This is a genomic window from Arthrobacter sp. AD-310, assembly GCF_054656615.1.
In genome coordinates, this window is the sequence record NZ_BAAHNO010000001.1 from 1 (window position 1) to 15717 (window position 15717).

14 protein-coding genes and 1 tRNA gene are annotated in these 15717 nt (G+C 65.7%); 8 read left to right on the forward strand and 7 right to left on the reverse strand.

What is annotated here, in order from left to right; translation table 11 throughout:
- The first annotated feature begins 188 nt into the window (after positions 1 to 188).
- The 3 genes from ACYQ1Z_RS00005 (at position 189) to ACYQ1Z_RS00015 (ending at position 2810) form a co-directional block, all read left to right on the forward strand.
- Entirely contained in the window at positions 189 to 1151 is a 963-nt protein-coding gene (locus tag ACYQ1Z_RS00005) for an N-acetyltransferase (RefSeq protein ID WP_459790256.1), read from the forward strand.
- Positions 1152 to 1171: 20 nt separating this feature from the next.
- Positions 1172 to 1245: transfer RNA gene (locus ACYQ1Z_RS00010), tRNA-Leu, on the forward strand.
- A gap of 209 nt (positions 1246 to 1454) precedes the next feature.
- Positions 1455 to 2810 carry an ABC transporter substrate-binding protein gene (locus ACYQ1Z_RS00015; protein ID WP_459790258.1) on the forward strand — a complete coding sequence of 452 codons (1356 nt, stop codon included), beginning with the start codon at positions 1455 to 1457 and terminating at the stop codon, positions 2808 to 2810.
- A 70-nt stretch (positions 2811 to 2880) separates the two neighbouring features.
- Here the strand turns inward: ACYQ1Z_RS00015 and ACYQ1Z_RS00020 are convergent, their stop codons facing one another.
- The 4 genes from ACYQ1Z_RS00020 to ACYQ1Z_RS00035 are packed head-to-tail and all read right to left on the reverse strand — an operon-like array spanning position 2881 to position 7015.
- Entirely contained in the window at positions 2881 to 3657 is a 777-nt protein-coding gene (locus tag ACYQ1Z_RS00020; protein WP_459790259.1) for an ABC transporter ATP-binding protein, read from the reverse strand.
- Positions 3654 to 4757, reverse strand: coding sequence for an ABC transporter ATP-binding protein (locus tag ACYQ1Z_RS00025; protein WP_459790260.1), 1104 nt, complete (start codon positions 4755 to 4757; stop codon positions 3654 to 3656). Before ACYQ1Z_RS00025 ends, ACYQ1Z_RS00020 begins: the two co-directional genes overlap by 4 nt.
- On the reverse strand, positions 4754 to 5722 hold the full coding sequence (locus tag ACYQ1Z_RS00030; protein ID WP_459790261.1) for a branched-chain amino acid ABC transporter permease: 969 nt from the start codon (positions 5720 to 5722) through the stop codon (positions 4754 to 4756). Before ACYQ1Z_RS00030 ends, ACYQ1Z_RS00025 begins: the two co-directional genes overlap by 4 nt.
- A 9-nt stretch (positions 5723 to 5731) precedes the next feature.
- Entirely contained in the window at positions 5732 to 7015 is a 1284-nt protein-coding gene (locus ACYQ1Z_RS00035; protein ID WP_459790396.1) for a branched-chain amino acid ABC transporter permease, read from the reverse strand.
- Between the two features lie 357 nt (positions 7016 to 7372).
- On the opposite strand from ACYQ1Z_RS00035, the gene ACYQ1Z_RS00040 reads away from it, so the two are divergent.
- Positions 7373 to 8302, forward strand: coding sequence for a Bax inhibitor-1/YccA family protein (locus ACYQ1Z_RS00040; protein WP_459790262.1), 930 nt, complete (start codon positions 7373 to 7375; stop codon positions 8300 to 8302).
- A gap of 98 nt (positions 8303 to 8400) precedes the next feature.
- Here the strand turns inward: ACYQ1Z_RS00040 and galK are convergent, their stop codons facing one another.
- Together galK and galT are read right to left on the reverse strand one after the other, a co-directional pair.
- Positions 8401 to 9588 carry a galactokinase gene (gene galK / locus ACYQ1Z_RS00045; RefSeq protein ID WP_459790263.1) on the reverse strand — a complete coding sequence of 396 codons (1188 nt, stop codon included), beginning with the start codon at positions 9586 to 9588 and terminating at the stop codon, positions 8401 to 8403.
- On the reverse strand, positions 9585 to 10736 hold the full coding sequence (gene galT, locus ACYQ1Z_RS00050) for a galactose-1-phosphate uridylyltransferase (RefSeq protein ID WP_459790264.1): 1152 nt from the start codon (positions 10734 to 10736) through the stop codon (positions 9585 to 9587). Before galT ends, galK begins: the two co-directional genes overlap by 4 nt.
- A gap of 99 nt (positions 10737 to 10835) precedes the next feature.
- Here galT and ACYQ1Z_RS00055 point away from each other — a divergent pair, with 99 nt between their 5' ends.
- Genes ACYQ1Z_RS00055 through ACYQ1Z_RS00070 form a run of 4 tightly spaced genes read left to right on the forward strand, consistent with a single transcriptional unit; the run spans position 10836 to position 15044 of the window.
- Positions 10836 to 11795, forward strand: coding sequence for an aldose 1-epimerase family protein (locus tag ACYQ1Z_RS00055; protein WP_459790265.1), 960 nt, complete (start codon positions 10836 to 10838; stop codon positions 11793 to 11795).
- Between the two features lie 39 nt (positions 11796 to 11834).
- Positions 11835 to 13172, forward strand: coding sequence for an AI-2E family transporter (locus tag ACYQ1Z_RS00060; RefSeq protein ID WP_459790266.1), 1338 nt, complete (start codon positions 11835 to 11837; stop codon positions 13170 to 13172).
- A gap of 4 nt (positions 13173 to 13176) precedes the next feature.
- Entirely contained in the window at positions 13177 to 14415 is a 1239-nt protein-coding gene (gene ilvA, locus ACYQ1Z_RS00065; RefSeq protein ID WP_459790268.1) for a threonine ammonia-lyase, read from the forward strand.
- 8 nt (positions 14416 to 14423) lie between these two features.
- A complete protein-coding gene (locus ACYQ1Z_RS00070; protein WP_459790269.1) occupies positions 14424 to 15044 on the forward strand; it encodes a rhomboid family intramembrane serine protease in 621 nt (206 codons plus the stop codon).
- Positions 15045 to 15120: 76 nt separating this feature from the next.
- Here the strand turns inward: ACYQ1Z_RS00070 and greA are convergent, their stop codons facing one another.
- Positions 15121 to 15615, reverse strand: coding sequence for a transcription elongation factor GreA (gene greA / locus ACYQ1Z_RS00075; protein WP_459790271.1), 495 nt, complete (start codon positions 15613 to 15615; stop codon positions 15121 to 15123).
- Positions 15616 to 15717 lie beyond the last annotated feature (102 nt).

Consider the following 15717-nt stretch of genomic DNA (forward strand, 5'->3'; position numbering starts at 1 on the left):
CCGCTGCCCCCGCGCCTGCGGCAGCCGCCCCGGCGGCTGCCGGTGCCACGGCTGTCCAGCCGAAGGAAGCGGTTCCGGCCGAGGCCAAGTAAAGCAGCTTACGACGGCGGCCGTCCCCTTGCGGGGGCGGCCGCCGTTTTGCGTCCGGGCGGCAAACAGGCGGTCGGCGCTCCTTCTACACTTGCCTCATGACCGGCGAAAAGAGCCTGCAGGCCCTGCTGAGTGGGATGCACCCCGTGCAGCGCGAGGGGGAGTACGCCTACGTCCTCTGGCCGCACGGACGGCCCCTGACCGGGCACATCGAGGCGGCGGTGCGCGAGGCCGAGGGGCTGACAGTGGTCCTGCCGCGTGCCGAGGCTGACCGGCTGGGGCTGGCCTACGACTTTGTGGGCGCCTGGATTACCCTCCAGATCCATTCGGCGCTGGAGGCCGTGGGCCTCACGGCAGCCGTCAGCAGGGCCCTGACGGAAGCCGGCATCAGCTGCAACGTGCTCGCCGGATTCCATCACGACCACCTGCTGGTGCCGGTGGCGGATGCCCCGCGGGCGCTGGAGGTGCTTGCCGGCCTTGCAACCCGGAGCCGCGCGGAACCACGGGACCGTGTGCAGTTGCGGGACCGTGTTCAGCTGCGGGATGAAAGGCCCGCCGACCGGGAGGCCATCCTGGCGCTGACCGCTGAAGCCTTTGCAGTGTCGCCCGCGACCGGCCGGCCCGTCGAGGGTGAACCGGTGGAGGTTGACCTGCTCCGCATGCTCTTCGAGGCTGCCGAGTACCTGCCGGGCTTCAGCATCGTTGCCGAACTCGACGGCGAGGTGGTGGGCCACGTCATCAGCACCCGGGGCTGGGTGGGCCACGAGGGCCTGCTGGGGCTGGGCCCGATCGCGGTCACACCCCGGCTGCAGCGGCAGGGGATCGGCTCGGCACTCATGAAGGAGACCATCGCCCGGGCCAACGCCGCCGGGGAGAGCGGCATCGTGCTCCTGGGCAGCCCCGGGTACTACCCGCGTTTCGGGTTCGTCCCGGCTGCCACCCTCGGTGTCCTGCCACCGGATGAATCCTGGGGAGAGCACTTCCAGCTCCTGCCACTGGCCCGCTGGCACGGGGGAGTGCATGGCACCTTCCGGTACGCCGAACCATTCACCCGGCTTTGACGGGATACCATTGACCCGGCGCCCCAGTAGCCCAATTGGCAGAGGCATCGGACTTAAAATCCGCGTGTTGTGGGTTCGAGTCCCACCTGGGGTACACAGGCAGCACGGCCGCACCGGAGAGGAAGCCGCCCGCACCGCGGGCGGCTTCCCGCGTTTAATTCCGCATATGCAACGACTGTTATAAGGATGTGACCTCAGTCACTTATCTTCACTGGGGATATGCATTAGCTTGAACCTAAATCAGGAATCCCTGATTTTTTCGCGTCAAAGGCCGTTCGCACCTTTAGATCGAGGAGCTTGTAAATGACTTTATTCCCCCAGGCGGGAACCCGTGTTGCCAAGCTGACAGCGCTTGGCATTGGCGTCGCTTTCATGGCAACGGCCTGCGGCGGTTCGTCGACACCCACGGCAACCGAATCATCCACGACAGCCGCCGCCGGGGCGATCGCCTGCCCCGCAGGTGACGGTGCAGGCAGCAGCACGTCCGCCGCTGCAGCTCCCAGCGGAGCAGTGCCGCCCTCCACAGGAAGCACGGAAACGCCACTGAAGCTTGGTTCGCTGCTGCCCACCACAGGTTCGCTGTCCTACCTCGGCCCGCCCGAAATCGCAGGCGTGAACCTTGGCGTCAAGGAAGTCAACGACGCCGGCGGCGTCCTGGGCAAGCCCATCGAAGTGGTCCACCGCGACTCCGGTGACACCAAGACGGACATCGCCACCCAGTCGACGACGGCGTTGCTGGGCCAGGGTGTAAACGCCATCATTGGTGCCGCCTCGTCCGGTGTCTCCAAGACCGTCATCAACCAGATCACCGGCGCCGGTGTCATCCAGTTCTCACCGGCCAATACCTCCCCGGACTTCACCACCTGGGATGACAAGGGCCTGTACTGGCGCACCGCCCCCTCGGATGTCCTGCAGGGCAAGGTGCTGGGCAACTACATGGCCACCTGTGGCGCGCAGACCGTGGGCATGATTGTCCTCAATGACGCCTATGGCACCGGCCTGGCCAAGAACATCAAGGCTGCGTTTGAATCGGCCGGCGGCAAGGTGGTTGCCGAAGAGCTGTTCAACGAAGGTGACACCCAGTTCAGCAGCCAGGTGGACAAGGTCATTGCGGCCAAGCCGGACGCAATTGCCCTGATCACCTTCGACCAGGCCAAGAGCATCGTCCCGCTGATCAGCGGCAAGGGCTTCGATGCCGGGAGCATGTTCCTGGTGGACGGTAACACCGCTGACTACAGCAAGGACTTCCAGCCCGGCACGCTCGAGGGGGCCCACGGGACCTTCCCGGGCACCTTCGCCGCTGAAGCCTTCACCAAGAAGCTTCTGGAAGTTGACCCGGCGCTGAAGGACTTCACGTACGGCGGCGAGTCCTATGACGCCGTGAACCTGATCGCCCTGGCGTCGGAGGCCGCAGGCAGCACCAGCGGCCCCGAAATCGCCAAGCAGCTCAAAGCGGTCTCGGAGGGCGGCGAGAAGTGCAACAACTTCGCCTCCTGCGTCACCCTGCTCCGCGAGGGCAAGGACATCGACTACGACGGACAGTCCGGTCCGGTGACCTTCTCCGATGCGGGCGACCCCACCGAGGCCTACATCGGCATCTACGAGTACACCAACGACAACAAGCTCAAGCCCGTCAAGGCTGAGTTCGGCAAGCTGTAAGCAAGACTCCGAGCACACAAAGGAGCCCCCGTCCGGCCGGACGGGGGCTCCTTTGTGTGCCCTTGTTCCGTTATTCGACGGTATCGGCCAGCGTGCCGAGGTAGAGCTGGATGACCTTGGGATCCTTCATCAGTTCGCGCCCCGTGCCGGTGTAGGCGTCCCGTCCCTGGTCCAGCACGTACCCGCGGTCGCAGATCTGCAGGCACCGGCGGGCATTCTGTTCCACCATGATCACGGACACCCCTGCACGGTTGATCTCATGGACCCGGAGGAACGTCTCGTCCTGCTTGACGGGGGACAGGCCTGCCGAGGGCTCGTCCAGCAGCAGCACGGCAGGGTCCATCATCAGGGCCCGTCCCATCGCCACCATCTGGCGCTCGCCGCCCGACAATGAACCGGCACGCTGCGTACGCCGCTTTCCAAGCTCCGGGAACAGGCCGGTCACAAAGTCGAACCGCTCCGCGAAATCCTTGGGCCGCTGGAACATGCCCATCTGAAGGTTTTCCTCAATGGTCAGCGTGGCAAAGACGTTGTTGGTCTGCGGCACAAATCCCACGCCCCTGGTGACCAGCTTATTGGCCTTGAGCCCGGTGATGTCCTGGCCCCGTACCACCACGGTGCCGGAATGGACCTTCACCAGGCCGAACATGGCTTTCAAAAGCGTGGACTTTCCGGCGCCGTTCGGGCCGATGATGCCGATCAGCTCGCCCTTGCGGGCCTCGATGCTGCAGCCGTTGAGGATGTTGACGCCGGGCAGGTAGCCCGCCACGAGGTCCGTCACCTTCACGACGGCGTCGCTGCTGCCGACGGGCTGGGCGGCGGGGGCCGCGCTGGTGCTGCTGCTCATTGGCTGTCCCTCTCTGTACGGTCCCTGTCAGTGGTATCCCGTTCTGAACTTCCATGCCGGGCCCTGCCTTCATGGCCGTGCGGGCCAGGGGCGTTGAGCGGGCTGCCGTCCTCTTCGGCTACCGTCTCCAGGGAAATGATTCCCGCGTTTTCGGTGCCGACGATGGATTCCTCGTCGGCAACGAGCTCCGCGGCGAGTTCCTTGATGCCCTCGGAGTCGCCCAGGTCCACGTCGTGGTGGGCTCCGAGGTACGCGTCGATGACAGCGGGGTTCTTCATCACCTCACCGGGCGGTCCCTCAGCCACGACCTTGCCTTCGGCCATCACCACCACCCAGTCGGCGATATGGCGGACCATGTGCATGTCGTGTTCAACGAACAGGACGGTCATGCCTTCGGCCTTGAGGTTCTTGATGTGGTCCAGGAGTGACTGCGTCAGGGCCGGATTGACCCCGGCCATGGGTTCGTCCAGCATTACCAGTTTGGGCTGCACCATCAGGGACCGGGCCATTTCCAGCAGCTTGCGCTGGCCGCCGGAGAGGGACGCAGCATAATCGTCCTTTTTCGCGTCCAGTTTGAACTTCTCGAGCAGGACATTGGCCTGGGCGGTGATTTCCTTTTCCCGTCCGCCCCAAATGCCCTTGAAGAGCGCCTTTGCCAGGCTCTCGCCGGGCTGGTTGGACGCTCCCAGCCGCATGTTCTCCATCACGGTGAGCTTGCCCATGACCTTGGTCAACTGGAAGGTGCGGACCATGCCCATGCGCGCCACCTTGTAGGGGGACACCCCGGCCAGGCTCTTGCCTTCAAACTGCCACTTGCCGCTGTTGGGTGTATCGAAGCCCGTCAGCAGGTTGAAGAGGGTGGTTTTCCCGGCACCATTGGGACCGATCAGGGCGGTGATTTTGTGCCGGGGGATTTCAAGGTAATCCACGTCCACGGCATTAATGCCGCCGAAGCTGCGGGTGACGTTTTCCGCCACCACAATCGGGTCCCGCTTTTTGCAGCCGGGGCCTGCTTCCCCGGCGGCGATGGGGCGGGTGTCGGTCATATAGTCCGGTGTGCCCCCGCCGGTGCTGCCCGTTTGTCCGCTGTGCATGCTCATGAGAACGCCAGCTCCTTCTTGTTTCCAAAGACGCCCTGGGGCCGGAAGATCATCAGCAGCATCAGGGCGACGCCAACCAGGATGTAGCGCAGCTGGCCCGCCTGGACGGTGTTCAGCCACGTGATGGCGCCCGATTCGATCAGGCCGTAAAGGACGCCCTGGGTGAGCGAGAGGACCACCCAGAAGATCATGGCGCCGACGACGGGGCCCAGGACTGTACCCAGGCCGCCGAGCAGGAGGCAGGTGTACAGGAAGAATGTCAGCTCGGTGCCGTAGTTGGCGGGCTGCACGGCTCCGCGGGGGAGTGTGAAGACCATGCCGGCGAGCGCGCCGAGCACGCCACCAATGATCAGTGCCTGCATCTTGTAGGCGTAGACGTTCTTGCCCAGGGACCGGACCGCGTTCTCATCCTCGCGGATGCCTTTCAGGACCCGGCCCCAGGGGCTGCGCATGAGGAGCCAGACGAGCGTGCAGCAGATGGCAACGAGCGCCCAGCCAACAACGCGGATGAAGAAGTCGCGGTTGTTCATCCCGAAGTAGGAGCCCTCCGGGAAGGGGTTCATGGCATAGAAGCCGCCTTCGAACGCCGCGAGGCCGTTGGCCGAACCGGTCACCGGGGTGAGCTGGTTGGTGGTGACGATGTAGCGGACGATTTCCGCCGCAGCGATGGTGACGATGGCCAGGTAGTCGGCCCTGAGGCGCAGGGTGGGGATGCCCAGGAGAAGGGCGAAGATGGCCGAGGCAACGACAGCGATCAAAAGGCCCACAAAGAACGGTACGCCGAAGGTGAGGGTGGAGATGGCGAAGCCGTAGGCGCCGACCGCCATGAAGCCTGCCTGGCCGAAGTTGAGCAGGCCGGAGTACCCGAAGTGCACCGCGAGGCCGAGGGCGGCCAGGGCATACGCGGCGGTGGTTGGGCTGAAAATTTCGCCGGCGGCGCTGGCAAGAATGAATCCGAAGTCCACGGCTGTCTCCTAACCCACGCGCTCACGCCGGCCCAGGATGCCCTGCGGCCGGAACAAGAGGACAACAATCATGATGAACAGCGCTCCCACGTACTTGAGGTCGGCGGCGAGGCCAAACACCGTGGTGAGTTCCACGAAGATGCCGACGATGATGGATCCGATCAAGGCGCCAAAAACCGTGCCGAGTCCGCCGAGGGTGACGCCGGCGAAGATCAGCAGCAGGATGGCCGAGCCCATGTCGAACGTGACGCCCGGCCGGTAGTAGGCCCACAGGATGCCGCCCAGGGACGCCAGCATTCCGCCGGTGATCCAGACCAGGCGGATCACCGCGTCCACGTCGATGCCGGAGGCTGCCGCAAGCGCGGGATTGTCCGCCACTGCCCGGGTGGCCTTGCCGAGCCGGGTTTTCAGCAGCACGATCCCGAGCAGCGCGATCACCACAGCGCTGATGCCGAGGGACCAGAGGTTGTTGGGCGAGATGGACACAGGTCCAAGCTGGACTTCCGGGCTCTGCGCGTACGGCAGCTGCTGCGTGGCGCCGCCGAAGTAGAACTGGATGACGTAGCGCACGGCCAGCGCAAGGCCGATGCTGACGATCATCATGGGCACCAGGCCCGTGCCGCGCCGGCGGAGCGGCCGCCACAGGCCCCGGTCCTGGGCGTACCCAAACAGGGCGCCACCCAGCAGGGACAGGATCAGTGCCAGCCAGAACGGCAGGCCGATGGCGTTGAACGCGAACACCAGGACGGCGCCGAGGGTCACCATCTCGCCGTGCGCGAAGTTGGTGAGCCCGGTAGTGCCGAAAATCAGCGACAGGCCCACCGAGGCGAGGGCGAGCAGGAGCCCGAAACTCAAACCTGCCACGAGGCGGTTGAGGAGGTTCTGCCCGAAGTCCTGCTGCTGCACCACGATGCCTTTGCCAAAGGCGAAGATCACCGAGAGGTTGGAGGTCTGGCTGAAAGTGACGTCCCGGGGGTTCTCCTGGCCTTCGGCGAGGGTGATGCCCTCCGGAAGGGTGGATTCGTCGAGTTCCACGGTGTACGTGCCCTGCTCGGGCACGCCGATGTTCCAGGATCCGTTCGCTGACGACTTTGCCGTGCCGGTGAAGTCGCCCTTCTTGGCCGTGATGGTGACATCGGCCAGGGGTGCGCGGGTATCGTCGCGGAGGAACCCGCTGATGTTGTTCTGGAAGGTCTGGTTCGACGGGGATGGCGTCGGTGAGGGGGAAGCGGCCTGGGTTGCCGGGGCGGCGAGGAGGAGGAATGCCAAGATGGCGGCGCTGACGGCCCCCATCAGTTTCAGCAACCCTCTGCCTCGGCCGGCCGGCTGGCCTTGGGGTGTACTTCTCAAGTTGAAAACCTCCACTTGGGGGCGGTCTTGGCTGTGCCTGGACAGCCGCTGCGAACGGGCACAGGGTGCGGAGGCGCCAACTTGCCCGGCGCCGGCCCAGTGTGAGTTCCGTCACCCTGCTTGGCTTATGCTACAGCGCACGGGAACGGGTAAAAGCCGAGGTCCAGGGGTTCTTGGTCGCGATCAGGTAACAACTAGGAGCCGGTCACCGGTCGGGGGAACTTTAGGGTGTGCGGGGCCGTGGTAATTGGTAGCGTGAACCATAAGGTTCACATCACACCCAACTGGAGGAATCCCGCAATGGCACTTGGCGGCAACCCTATCTTCAACGGAAAGAGTTTCCGTGGAGCCACCCAGGCACCGCCTGTCCCGCAGGCTCCCTACGGACACGCTCCTTACGGCCAGCAGCCCTACGGCCAGCCGGCATACGGACAGCAGCCCTACGCCCAGGCCCCCTACGGCCAGCAGGGCTGGAACACGCAGCCCATGAGCGATGAGCAGCTGCGCCAGATGTACACCCAGCCTTCAGCCGGTCCCGCCGATACCGGACGGATGACGTTCGACGACGTCATCGTCAAGACCGCGCTCTGCCTCGGCGCCGTCATCGCAGGCGCGGCCGTCACCCTCGTGGTGGGCATGGGCCTGGCGTCGCTCCTGATGATCGTCGGTGCCCTCGGCGGCTTTGTGCTGGCGCTGGTCAACACCTTCAAGAAGCAGCCCTCGCCGGCCCTCATCCTGGCCTACGCAGTCCTCGAGGGATTCTTCCTGGGCGGCCTGACCCGGATCCTTGACGGCCAGTTCCCCGGCGTTGGCCTGCAGGCCGTCATCGGCACGCTCTCCGTCTTCGCCGTGACGCTGGTGCTGTTCAAGAGCGGCAAGGTCCGCGCCACGCCCAAGGCAATGCGGTTCTTCATGATTGCCATCATCGGTTACCTGGTGTTCTCCCTGGTCAACATGGTGATGATGTGGACCGGTGCCGTGCAGGAGCCGTTCGGCCTGCGGACCAGCGTGGAAATCGCCGGCATCCCGCTCGGCGTCCTGATCGGCCTGCTGGCCATCGGCCTGGCTGCGTTCTCCCTGATCATGGACTTCACCAGCATCGAGGAAGGCGTCCGCAGCGGCGCTCCGCAGCGTTTCTCCTGGACCGCGGCCTTCGGCCTGACCGTCACCCTGGTCTGGCTGTACGTGGAAATCATCCGCCTGCTGGCCATCCTCCGCGGGGACGAATAACCGCAAAGGCGGCTGCCGCCGTCGTACGGAACAGACAGACGCAAGGCCCCACCAAACGGTGGGGCCTTGCGTCTGTCTGCAGGTGGTTACCCGGCGGGTCACGCGATGCGCATCGCTCCCGCGGCAGGGGAGACTGTGAAAATATCCGGGGCGGCAAAGCCCGCCTGGGCGAAGGCGCTTACGACGGCGTCCCGCACCTTTTCCTCCTCGCCGGCGGGCGTCAGCGCGATAGCCGCTCCACCGAAACCGCCGCCGGTCATCCTGGCCCCGATGGCCCCGCTTGCCCGGGCGGTGTCCACGGCAAGGTCCAGTTCCGGACAGGAAATCTCGAAGTCGTCCCGCATGGAGGCATGGCTGGCATCAAGAAGCTGCCCGATCGCTGCGGGACCCTTGCCGGCAAGCACCTCGACGGTCTGCAGCACCCGGTCGTTTTCGGTGACCACATGCCGCACGCGCCGGAAGGTGACCTCGTCCAGGAGCCCGCTTGCTTCCTCCAGGTCGGCCACCTGGACGTCGCGCAGGGCTTTGACGCCCAGTACCTCGGCACCCAGTTCGCAGGAGGCACGGCGGGAAGCGTAACCGCCGTCGGCGTGGGAGTGGGAAACCCTGGTGTCGATGACCAGCAGCACCAGGCCGGCCGGTTCGGTCTCGAACGGCACCAGGCTGGCGCTCTGGTCCCGGCAGTCGAGGAACACCGCGTGCCCCTCTGCGCCGCGCAGCGAGGCTGACTGGTCCATGATGCCGGTGGGCGCGCCCACGAACTCATTTTCGGCCCGTTGCGTGGCGAGGACCATGTCCTGCGCATGCAGCCCCGCGCCGGTCACTTCGTTCAGGGCGGTGATGACGGCGCATTCGATGGCATGCGACGACGACAGGCCTGCTCCGAGGGGAACGTTCGAATCAAGCAGCAGGTCGATTCCGGGGACGTCTATGCCCCGTTCGCGCAGTGCCCACATAACGCCCAGGGGGTACTTTGCCCAGCCTTTCGCGGAGCCCGGCTGAAGCGCCTCAAGGGCCGTGGTAACCACGCCCTGGTCGCCGTAGGTGGAGAGCAGCCGGACCGTGGAATCCGGGCGGGCCCGGACAGCCACCCTGGCGGTGCGGTCAATGGCGAAGGGCAGGACAAAACCTTCGTTGTAATCGGTATGTTCGCCGATCAGGTTCACCCTGCCGGGAGCCTGCCAGATGCCGTCCGGGGTGCCGCCGAACTCTTGGTGGAAGCGGGTAACGAGATCCTGGGTTCCGGCCCGGGCGGGCGGGGCCAGGGGGTCGGGGGAATGGTTCATGCGGAGGCTCCTTCGGACGCGGCAGCCAGTGCGGCAGGGACGGCGGGCGCGGGAACGGTTACCGCACGCAGCCGCGCGGCCACGCTTTCCGGGGTGGTGTCATTGATGAACGCACCCATGGCAGCCTCCGACCCCGCGAGGTACTTCAGCTTATCGGCTGCCCGGCGCGGTGAGGTCAGCTGGAGGTGGAGATAGCCTGATGGCCTCAGTGCCGGATCCAGGGGAGCCTGGTGCCACGCTGAAATGTACGGGGTGGGTGTGGGGTACAGGGCGTCAAGGCGCTGGAGCAGGTCCAGGTAGACGTGCGCCAGTTCATCCTTCTCTTCGCCGCTCAGCGCCGCGAGGTCGGGAACGTGGCGGTGGGGGACCAGGTGCACCTCCAGCGGCCAGCGTGCCGCAAAGGGAACGTAGGCGCTGAAATGTTCCCCTTCCAGGACCATCCTGCTGCCGTCCTCCCGCTCGGCGCGCAGCAGCGAACCGGTCAGTGTCTCCCTGCCGTCCTGCGCCTCGTGGAACTTCCGCGCGGCTTCGCCCATGACAGCGGCCCGCGGCGTCACGTAGGGGTATGCGTAAATCTGGCCATGGGGGTGGTGCAGGGTGACGCCGATGTCCGCGCCCCGGTTTTCGAACGGGAAGACCTGCTGGATTCCGGGCAGGGCGCTCAGCGCGGCTGTCCGCTGTGCCCAGGCCTCAATCACCGTTCGCGAGCGGGTCCCGCTGAGCCCGCTGAAGGAGCCCGTGTGCTCCGGGGTGAAGGACACCACCTCGCAGCGTCCGTAGGCGGGCCCCTTCGTTCCCCATGCTGCATCGGCCGGCACTGCGCCCACCGCCGGCCCAAGTGAAGGGAAACGGTTCTCGAAGACCACCACGTCATAGTCAGGAGCGGGAATTTCCGAGGGATTGCCGGTGGTGGTGGGGCAGATGGGGCACTGGTCTGCCGGCGGCAGGTGGGTGCGGGACTGCCGGTGCGCCGCAACAGCCACCCACTCCCCGGTGAGCGCGTCAAAGCGGACTTCTCCGGGTTCGCCCCGCGGCGGAAGCCCGCGGTGGTCGACCATGGACGCTGGGGGGCGGGGGGAGGAGCCCGGGTCGTCGAAGTAGATCAACTCCCGGCCGTCGGAGAGCGTGGTGCTGGTAATCCCTGTCATGGAAAAAGTTTCGCATGTTCGATCAAAAAAGAATAGTTAACAACAAAAGACAACATTCAGCGGTGGAGTGAGGGAGGGCTGGCGGGGTACGGTATGGCCATGACGTTGCCTTCCTCCCAGGATTCCACCGTGGGCCTTGACGCCCAGGCCTACGCAACCGGCCGGCAGTACGAACTGCGGCGCGGTGACGCGCTCGCCGTTGTCACCGAACTGGCGGCGGGCCTCCGCTCGTTCAGCAGGGGAGGGGTGCTGCTGACTGAGACCTACGGGGACGACCAGATTCCGCCCGGAGGCTCAGGCATCACCCTGGCGCCGTGGGCCAACAGGATCGAGGACGGCGTCTGGTTCCTGGACGGCAACAAGCAGCAACTGGATATCACTGAGGTTTCCCGGAACAACGCCAGCCACGGACTGCTCCGCAACTCCCCGTATGCCCTCGTGGACGAGGGCGAATACTCGGTAACCCTCGAGGCTCCCATTTTCCCGCAGCACGGATATCCGTTCCTGCTGCGCCACCGGGTCCAGTATTCACTGACCGAAACCCTCGGCCTGGCGGTCCGGCAGACCCTGTCAAGCAGTGCAAAGTCTCCCGCGCCCTTCGTGCTGGGCGCCCATCCGTACCTGCGGCTCGGTGACACCCCGGTCGAGGACCTGGTGCTTACGGTTAACGCCGCCACCCAACTGGTTGCGGATGACCGGCAGATACCGCGCAGTTCCGCGCCCGTCCAGGGTGACACCGACTTCCGGGCAGGAGCAGGCATCGCCGCGCTGAGTGTCGACGTCGCGCTCACGGACCTCGTGTTTGAGGAAGGCAAGGCGCGGCACGTACTTGCAGCGCCGGACGGCAGGCACGTGGCTCTGTGGCAGGACGAAACCTGCCAGTACGTTCACGTCTACGTCAGCACTGTCTACCCCGGCCGCAGCCGCGCCGTCGCCGTGGAACCAATGACCGGCCCGGCGAACGCCTTCAACTCAGGTGACGGGCTCCGCTGGCTGGAGCCGGGCGGGTCTTTCAGCATGGAGTGGGGGATTGACTACAGCGACGGCGCGGTTGGATAGCAGTTTCCGATTAGCGGGCGGCTGCGGAAGTATTGGGCTATGACGCCAACCGGGGATGCCGCCAGCACCGAGCCTCAACCGCCAGTACGGCAAGCCGCCACTCCAGGAACACAGCCGGGCGCGTCCCTGCGTGTACTGACCGACCGTGAGCTGGACAAGGACATTCCCTATGGGGTGCGCATCGCCGCGTCATGGGCGTGGCGGCTGGGCCTCATCCTGCTGGTGGCCGGCGCGCTGGTCTGGCTGCTGCGGCAGGTAAGTTTCCTCATCATTCCGGTGATGGTCGCGGCACTGCTCGCGGGCCTGCTGAGCCCGGTAACCTCGTGGCTGCGGAGGCACGGGCTTCCCGGCGGCCTTGCCGTCGCTGTGACAGTCCTCGGCTTCATCGGGCTGATCGCCGGATCGTTGGCCCTGGTCGGCAGGCAGCTGCTCATTGGATTCGGCGAGCTCTGGTCGCAGGCGCTGGAAGGCGTCAAGCAGATCCAGGACTGGCTTGCCGACGGGCCGCTGCACCTCACGGCTGCCCAGATCGACCAGTACATCAAGGACGCCACCGACGCCCTCCAGAACAACAGCAGCAGCATCCTCAGCGGCGCGCTGTCCTTCGGCAGCACCGCCGGCCACTTTGCCGCCGGAATGCTGCTGGCACTGTTCATCCTGATTTTCTTCCTCCTGGAGGGCGACCGGATCTGGGCCTTCCTGGTCCGGCTGCTGCCCAGGAAAGCGCGGGCCGCCACGTTCGGCGCGGGCCGCAGGGGCTGGTCCTCCATGGTCAGCTACGCGCGCATCCAAATGTTCGTTGCGTTGGTGGACGCCGTGGGCATCGGCGCCGGTGCGGCCATCATCGGTGTTCCGCTGGCGCTTCCGCTGGGCGTGCTGGTGTTTATAGGCTCCTTCATCCCGGTCGTGGGTGCCCTGGTGACCGGCGCGATCGCAGTCCTGCTGGCGCTTGTGGCGAACGGATGGGTCAACGCGCTGATCATGCTCGGCATCGTCCTCCTCGTCCAGCAGCTGGAAAGCCATATCCTGCAGCCCCTGGTCATGGGCAAGGCGGTGGCACTGCATCCGGTGGCCGTGATCCTGACTGTCGCGGCCGGCTCATACCTCGCCGGCATCCCCGGCGCCCTGTTCTCGGTGCCCATCCTCGCCGTCGCAAACTCCGCCGTTCGCTACATCGCCGCCAGAACGTGGGAACATGAACAGGTACCGGCAACGCCGGTGGTGGCCGGCGCGCCGGCGGACAACACCATCAAGGGCGTTGAGCTCCCTTCGGCCTTCCGCCGCGGCGGGGACGCTGGAGCCGGTGCCACAGCAGAACATCCCGATGCCCGCACCTCTCCCGAGCGGCGCGCCGGGGACGAACCCAGAGGAGAATAAGTCCGTGAACATCCTTGAAACCCTTCCCGTCACACTGGACGATGTCCTGGAGGCGCAGAAGCTGCTTGACGGGATTATTGCGCGCACTCCCGTGGAGTCGTCCAGGGCACTGGGCAACATGGTGGGCGGCGATGTCTACTTCAAGTGCGAAAACCTGCAGCGGGCAGGTTCCTTCAAGGTCCGCGGCGCCTACGTCCGCATGGCCCGGCTGTCGCCCGAGGAAAAGAAGCGCGGCGTTGTGGCGGCCTCCGCCGGAAACCACGCCCAGGGCGTTGCCGTTGCCGCCAAGAGCCTGGGAATCAAGGCCCGCATCTACATGCCCCTGGGTGTCGCGCTGCCCAAGCTGGCAGCCACGCGCAGCCATGGCGCCGAAGTCGTGCTGCATGGCCACAACGTTGACGAAGCACTCGCGGAAGCCCAGCGCTACAGCAACGAGACCGGCACGGTGTTCGTCCACCCGTTCGACAACGTCGACGTCGTCGCGGGCCAGGGCACGCTGGGACTCGAAATCCTGGAGCAGGTGCCCAACGTGGACACTGTCCTGATGGGTGTGGGCGGGGGAGGGCTCCTGGCCGGTGTCGCCGTCGCCATCAAAGCCCGCGCCAAGGAGCTGGGACGTGATATTCGGATCATCGGCGTCCAGGCCGAAAACGCGGCAGCCTACCCGCCGTCGCTCGCGGCGGACGCGCTCGTGCCCCTGAAGAAGGTCTCCACGATGGCGGACGGCATTGCGGTGGGCCGGCCCGGACAGCTGCCGTTCAGCATCATCCGCGAGCTGGTGGACGACGTTGTCACCGTCAGCGAGGACTCGCTTGCCCGTGCGCTGATCTTCCTGCTGGAGCGGGCCAAGATGGTGGTGGAACCCGCCGGAGCGGTGGGCGTGGCCGCCCTCATGGACGGCAAGATCGAAAATCCCGGCACCACCGCCGTGGTTCTTTCCGGCGGCAACATCGATCCGATGCTGATGCTCAAGGTCATCCAGCGCGGCCTCTCCGCGGCCGGACGCTACATGACCGTCCGGATGATGCTCGATGACCGGCCCGGCTCCCTGGCCACCATTGCGAGGATCATCGCGGAGAACGACGCCAACGTCACCGGCCTGGACCACACCAGGGTGGGCGGCTCCATCAGCATGGGCGACGTGTCCATCACCGTCAACCTCGAAACCAAGGGCCACCAGCACGGGGAACAGGTCCTGAGCGCGCTGCGGGCCGAAGGCTTCCAGCCGATCGTGGTGCACTAGGCCCCGGCATGGAACGGCTGACCGGGGACGGAAGCATCAGGCAGCGCCAGACTGTTGCTGCCCGAGCCAGGGGAGGCCTGCTGGTCCTGGGCGCCTTCGTTGTGGTGCTCTTCGTCATCGAGCTGTTCAACATGGTGATGCTCCGCTCGCTGAACCGGACGTTCGGGCTAAGGCCGCGGAGCGCTGACGGGCTGCTGGACATCTTTACGTTCCCGCTCCTGCACGCAAACCTCAACCACCTTCTCTCCAACAGCCTGCCGCTGATCATCTTCGGATTCCTGGTCTTCCTCTCAGGCCTGCGGGTGTTCCTCACCGCGCTCGCCTTCAGCTGGCTGGGGTCGGGGCTGACAGTCTGGCTCATTGGCGACGGCGGGATCACCGTTGGGTCGTCCGGCCTGGTTTTCGGGTTGTTCGCCTTCCTCCTGGTCCGGGGCTTCTTCAACCGCAGCTGGCGCCAGATCCTCCTGGCGGTGGTCCTCTTTATGGGTTACGGAAGCATCCTCCTGGGCATCCTCCCGCTCGTGGCCGGGTACGTCTCATGGCAGGCCCATCTGGGCGGGGCTGCCGGCGGAGTGGTGGCGGCGCTGCTGTTACGGTCCCGGGGTGCCAGGTCCCTGCCGCCCTCTTAAACGCCAAAGCGCCGGCGTCCCTCCCGGGACAGCCGGCGCTTCCTGTGGCCTTCGGCCGTTGCTTCCTGTGCAGGGACTAGGCCGCGTACGGCTTGGCGGAGAGGATCTCCACCTTGATGTCCTTGCCGTTCGGGGCGGTGTAGCTGAGCGTCTCGCCTTCCTTGTGGCCGAGGATCGCTGCACCCAGCGGCGACTTTTCGCTGAAGACGTCCAGGTCGGAGTCGCCGGCAATTTCACGGGAACCAAGCAGGAAGGTCTCTTCGTCCCCGGCAATCCTGGCCACAACAATCATACCGGGCTCCACGATTCCGTCATCCGCGGGAGCCTCGCCCACGTGGGCGTCGCGCAGCAGCACCGTCAGCTGGCGGATGCGGGCCTCAATCTTGCCCTGTTCCTCCTTGGCCGCGTGGTAGCCGCCGTTTTCCTTGAGGTCGCCCTCCTGCCGGGCTGCATCAATCTTCTGGACAATTTCCGCCCGGCCAGGGCCGGAAAGGTGGTCCAGCTCTGCCTTCAGGCGGTCAAAAGCTTCCTGGGTGAGCCAGGCTGCAGCTGCGCTGTTGGTGGTAGACACGGACTTCTCCTCTAATGGTCCTACATGCAAAAGACCCCGCCACAGTGGCCACTTGTGGAACAGCAACCAGCTCAGCGGGGTGAAGGTATCGCTCCATTGTAG

Excerpts from the sequence above, each read along its gene's own strand:
- ACYQ1Z_RS00005 (WP_459790256.1), top strand. The coding sequence starts at position 189 with ATGACCGGCGAAAAGAGCCTGCAGGCCCTGCTGAGTGGGATGCACCCC.
- ACYQ1Z_RS00015 (WP_459790258.1), top strand. The coding sequence starts at position 1,455 with ATGACTTTATTCCCCCAGGCGGGAACCCGTGTTGCCAAGCTGACAGCG.
- ACYQ1Z_RS00020 (WP_459790259.1), bottom strand. The coding sequence starts at position 3,657 with ATGAGCAGCAGCACCAGCGCGGCCCCCGCCGCCCAGCCCGTCGGCAGC.
- ACYQ1Z_RS00025 (WP_459790260.1), bottom strand. The coding sequence starts at position 4,757 with ATGAGCATGCACAGCGGACAAACGGGCAGCACCGGCGGGGGCACACCG.
- ACYQ1Z_RS00035 (WP_459790396.1), bottom strand. The coding sequence starts at position 7,015 with ATGGGGGCCGTCAGCGCCGCCATCTTGGCATTCCTCCTCCTCGCCGCC.
- ACYQ1Z_RS00040 (WP_459790262.1), top strand. The coding sequence starts at position 7,373 with ATGGCACTTGGCGGCAACCCTATCTTCAACGGAAAGAGTTTCCGTGGA.
- galK (WP_459790263.1), bottom strand. The coding sequence starts at position 9,588 with ATGAACCATTCCCCCGACCCCCTGGCCCCGCCCGCCCGGGCCGGAACC.
- galT (WP_459790264.1), bottom strand. The coding sequence starts at position 10,736 with ATGACAGGGATTACCAGCACCACGCTCTCCGACGGCCGGGAGTTGATC.
- ACYQ1Z_RS00055 (WP_459790265.1), top strand. The coding sequence starts at position 10,836 with ATGACGTTGCCTTCCTCCCAGGATTCCACCGTGGGCCTTGACGCCCAG.
- ACYQ1Z_RS00060 (WP_459790266.1), top strand. The coding sequence starts at position 11,835 with ATGACGCCAACCGGGGATGCCGCCAGCACCGAGCCTCAACCGCCAGTA.
- ACYQ1Z_RS00070 (WP_459790269.1), top strand. The coding sequence starts at position 14,424 with ATGGAACGGCTGACCGGGGACGGAAGCATCAGGCAGCGCCAGACTGTT.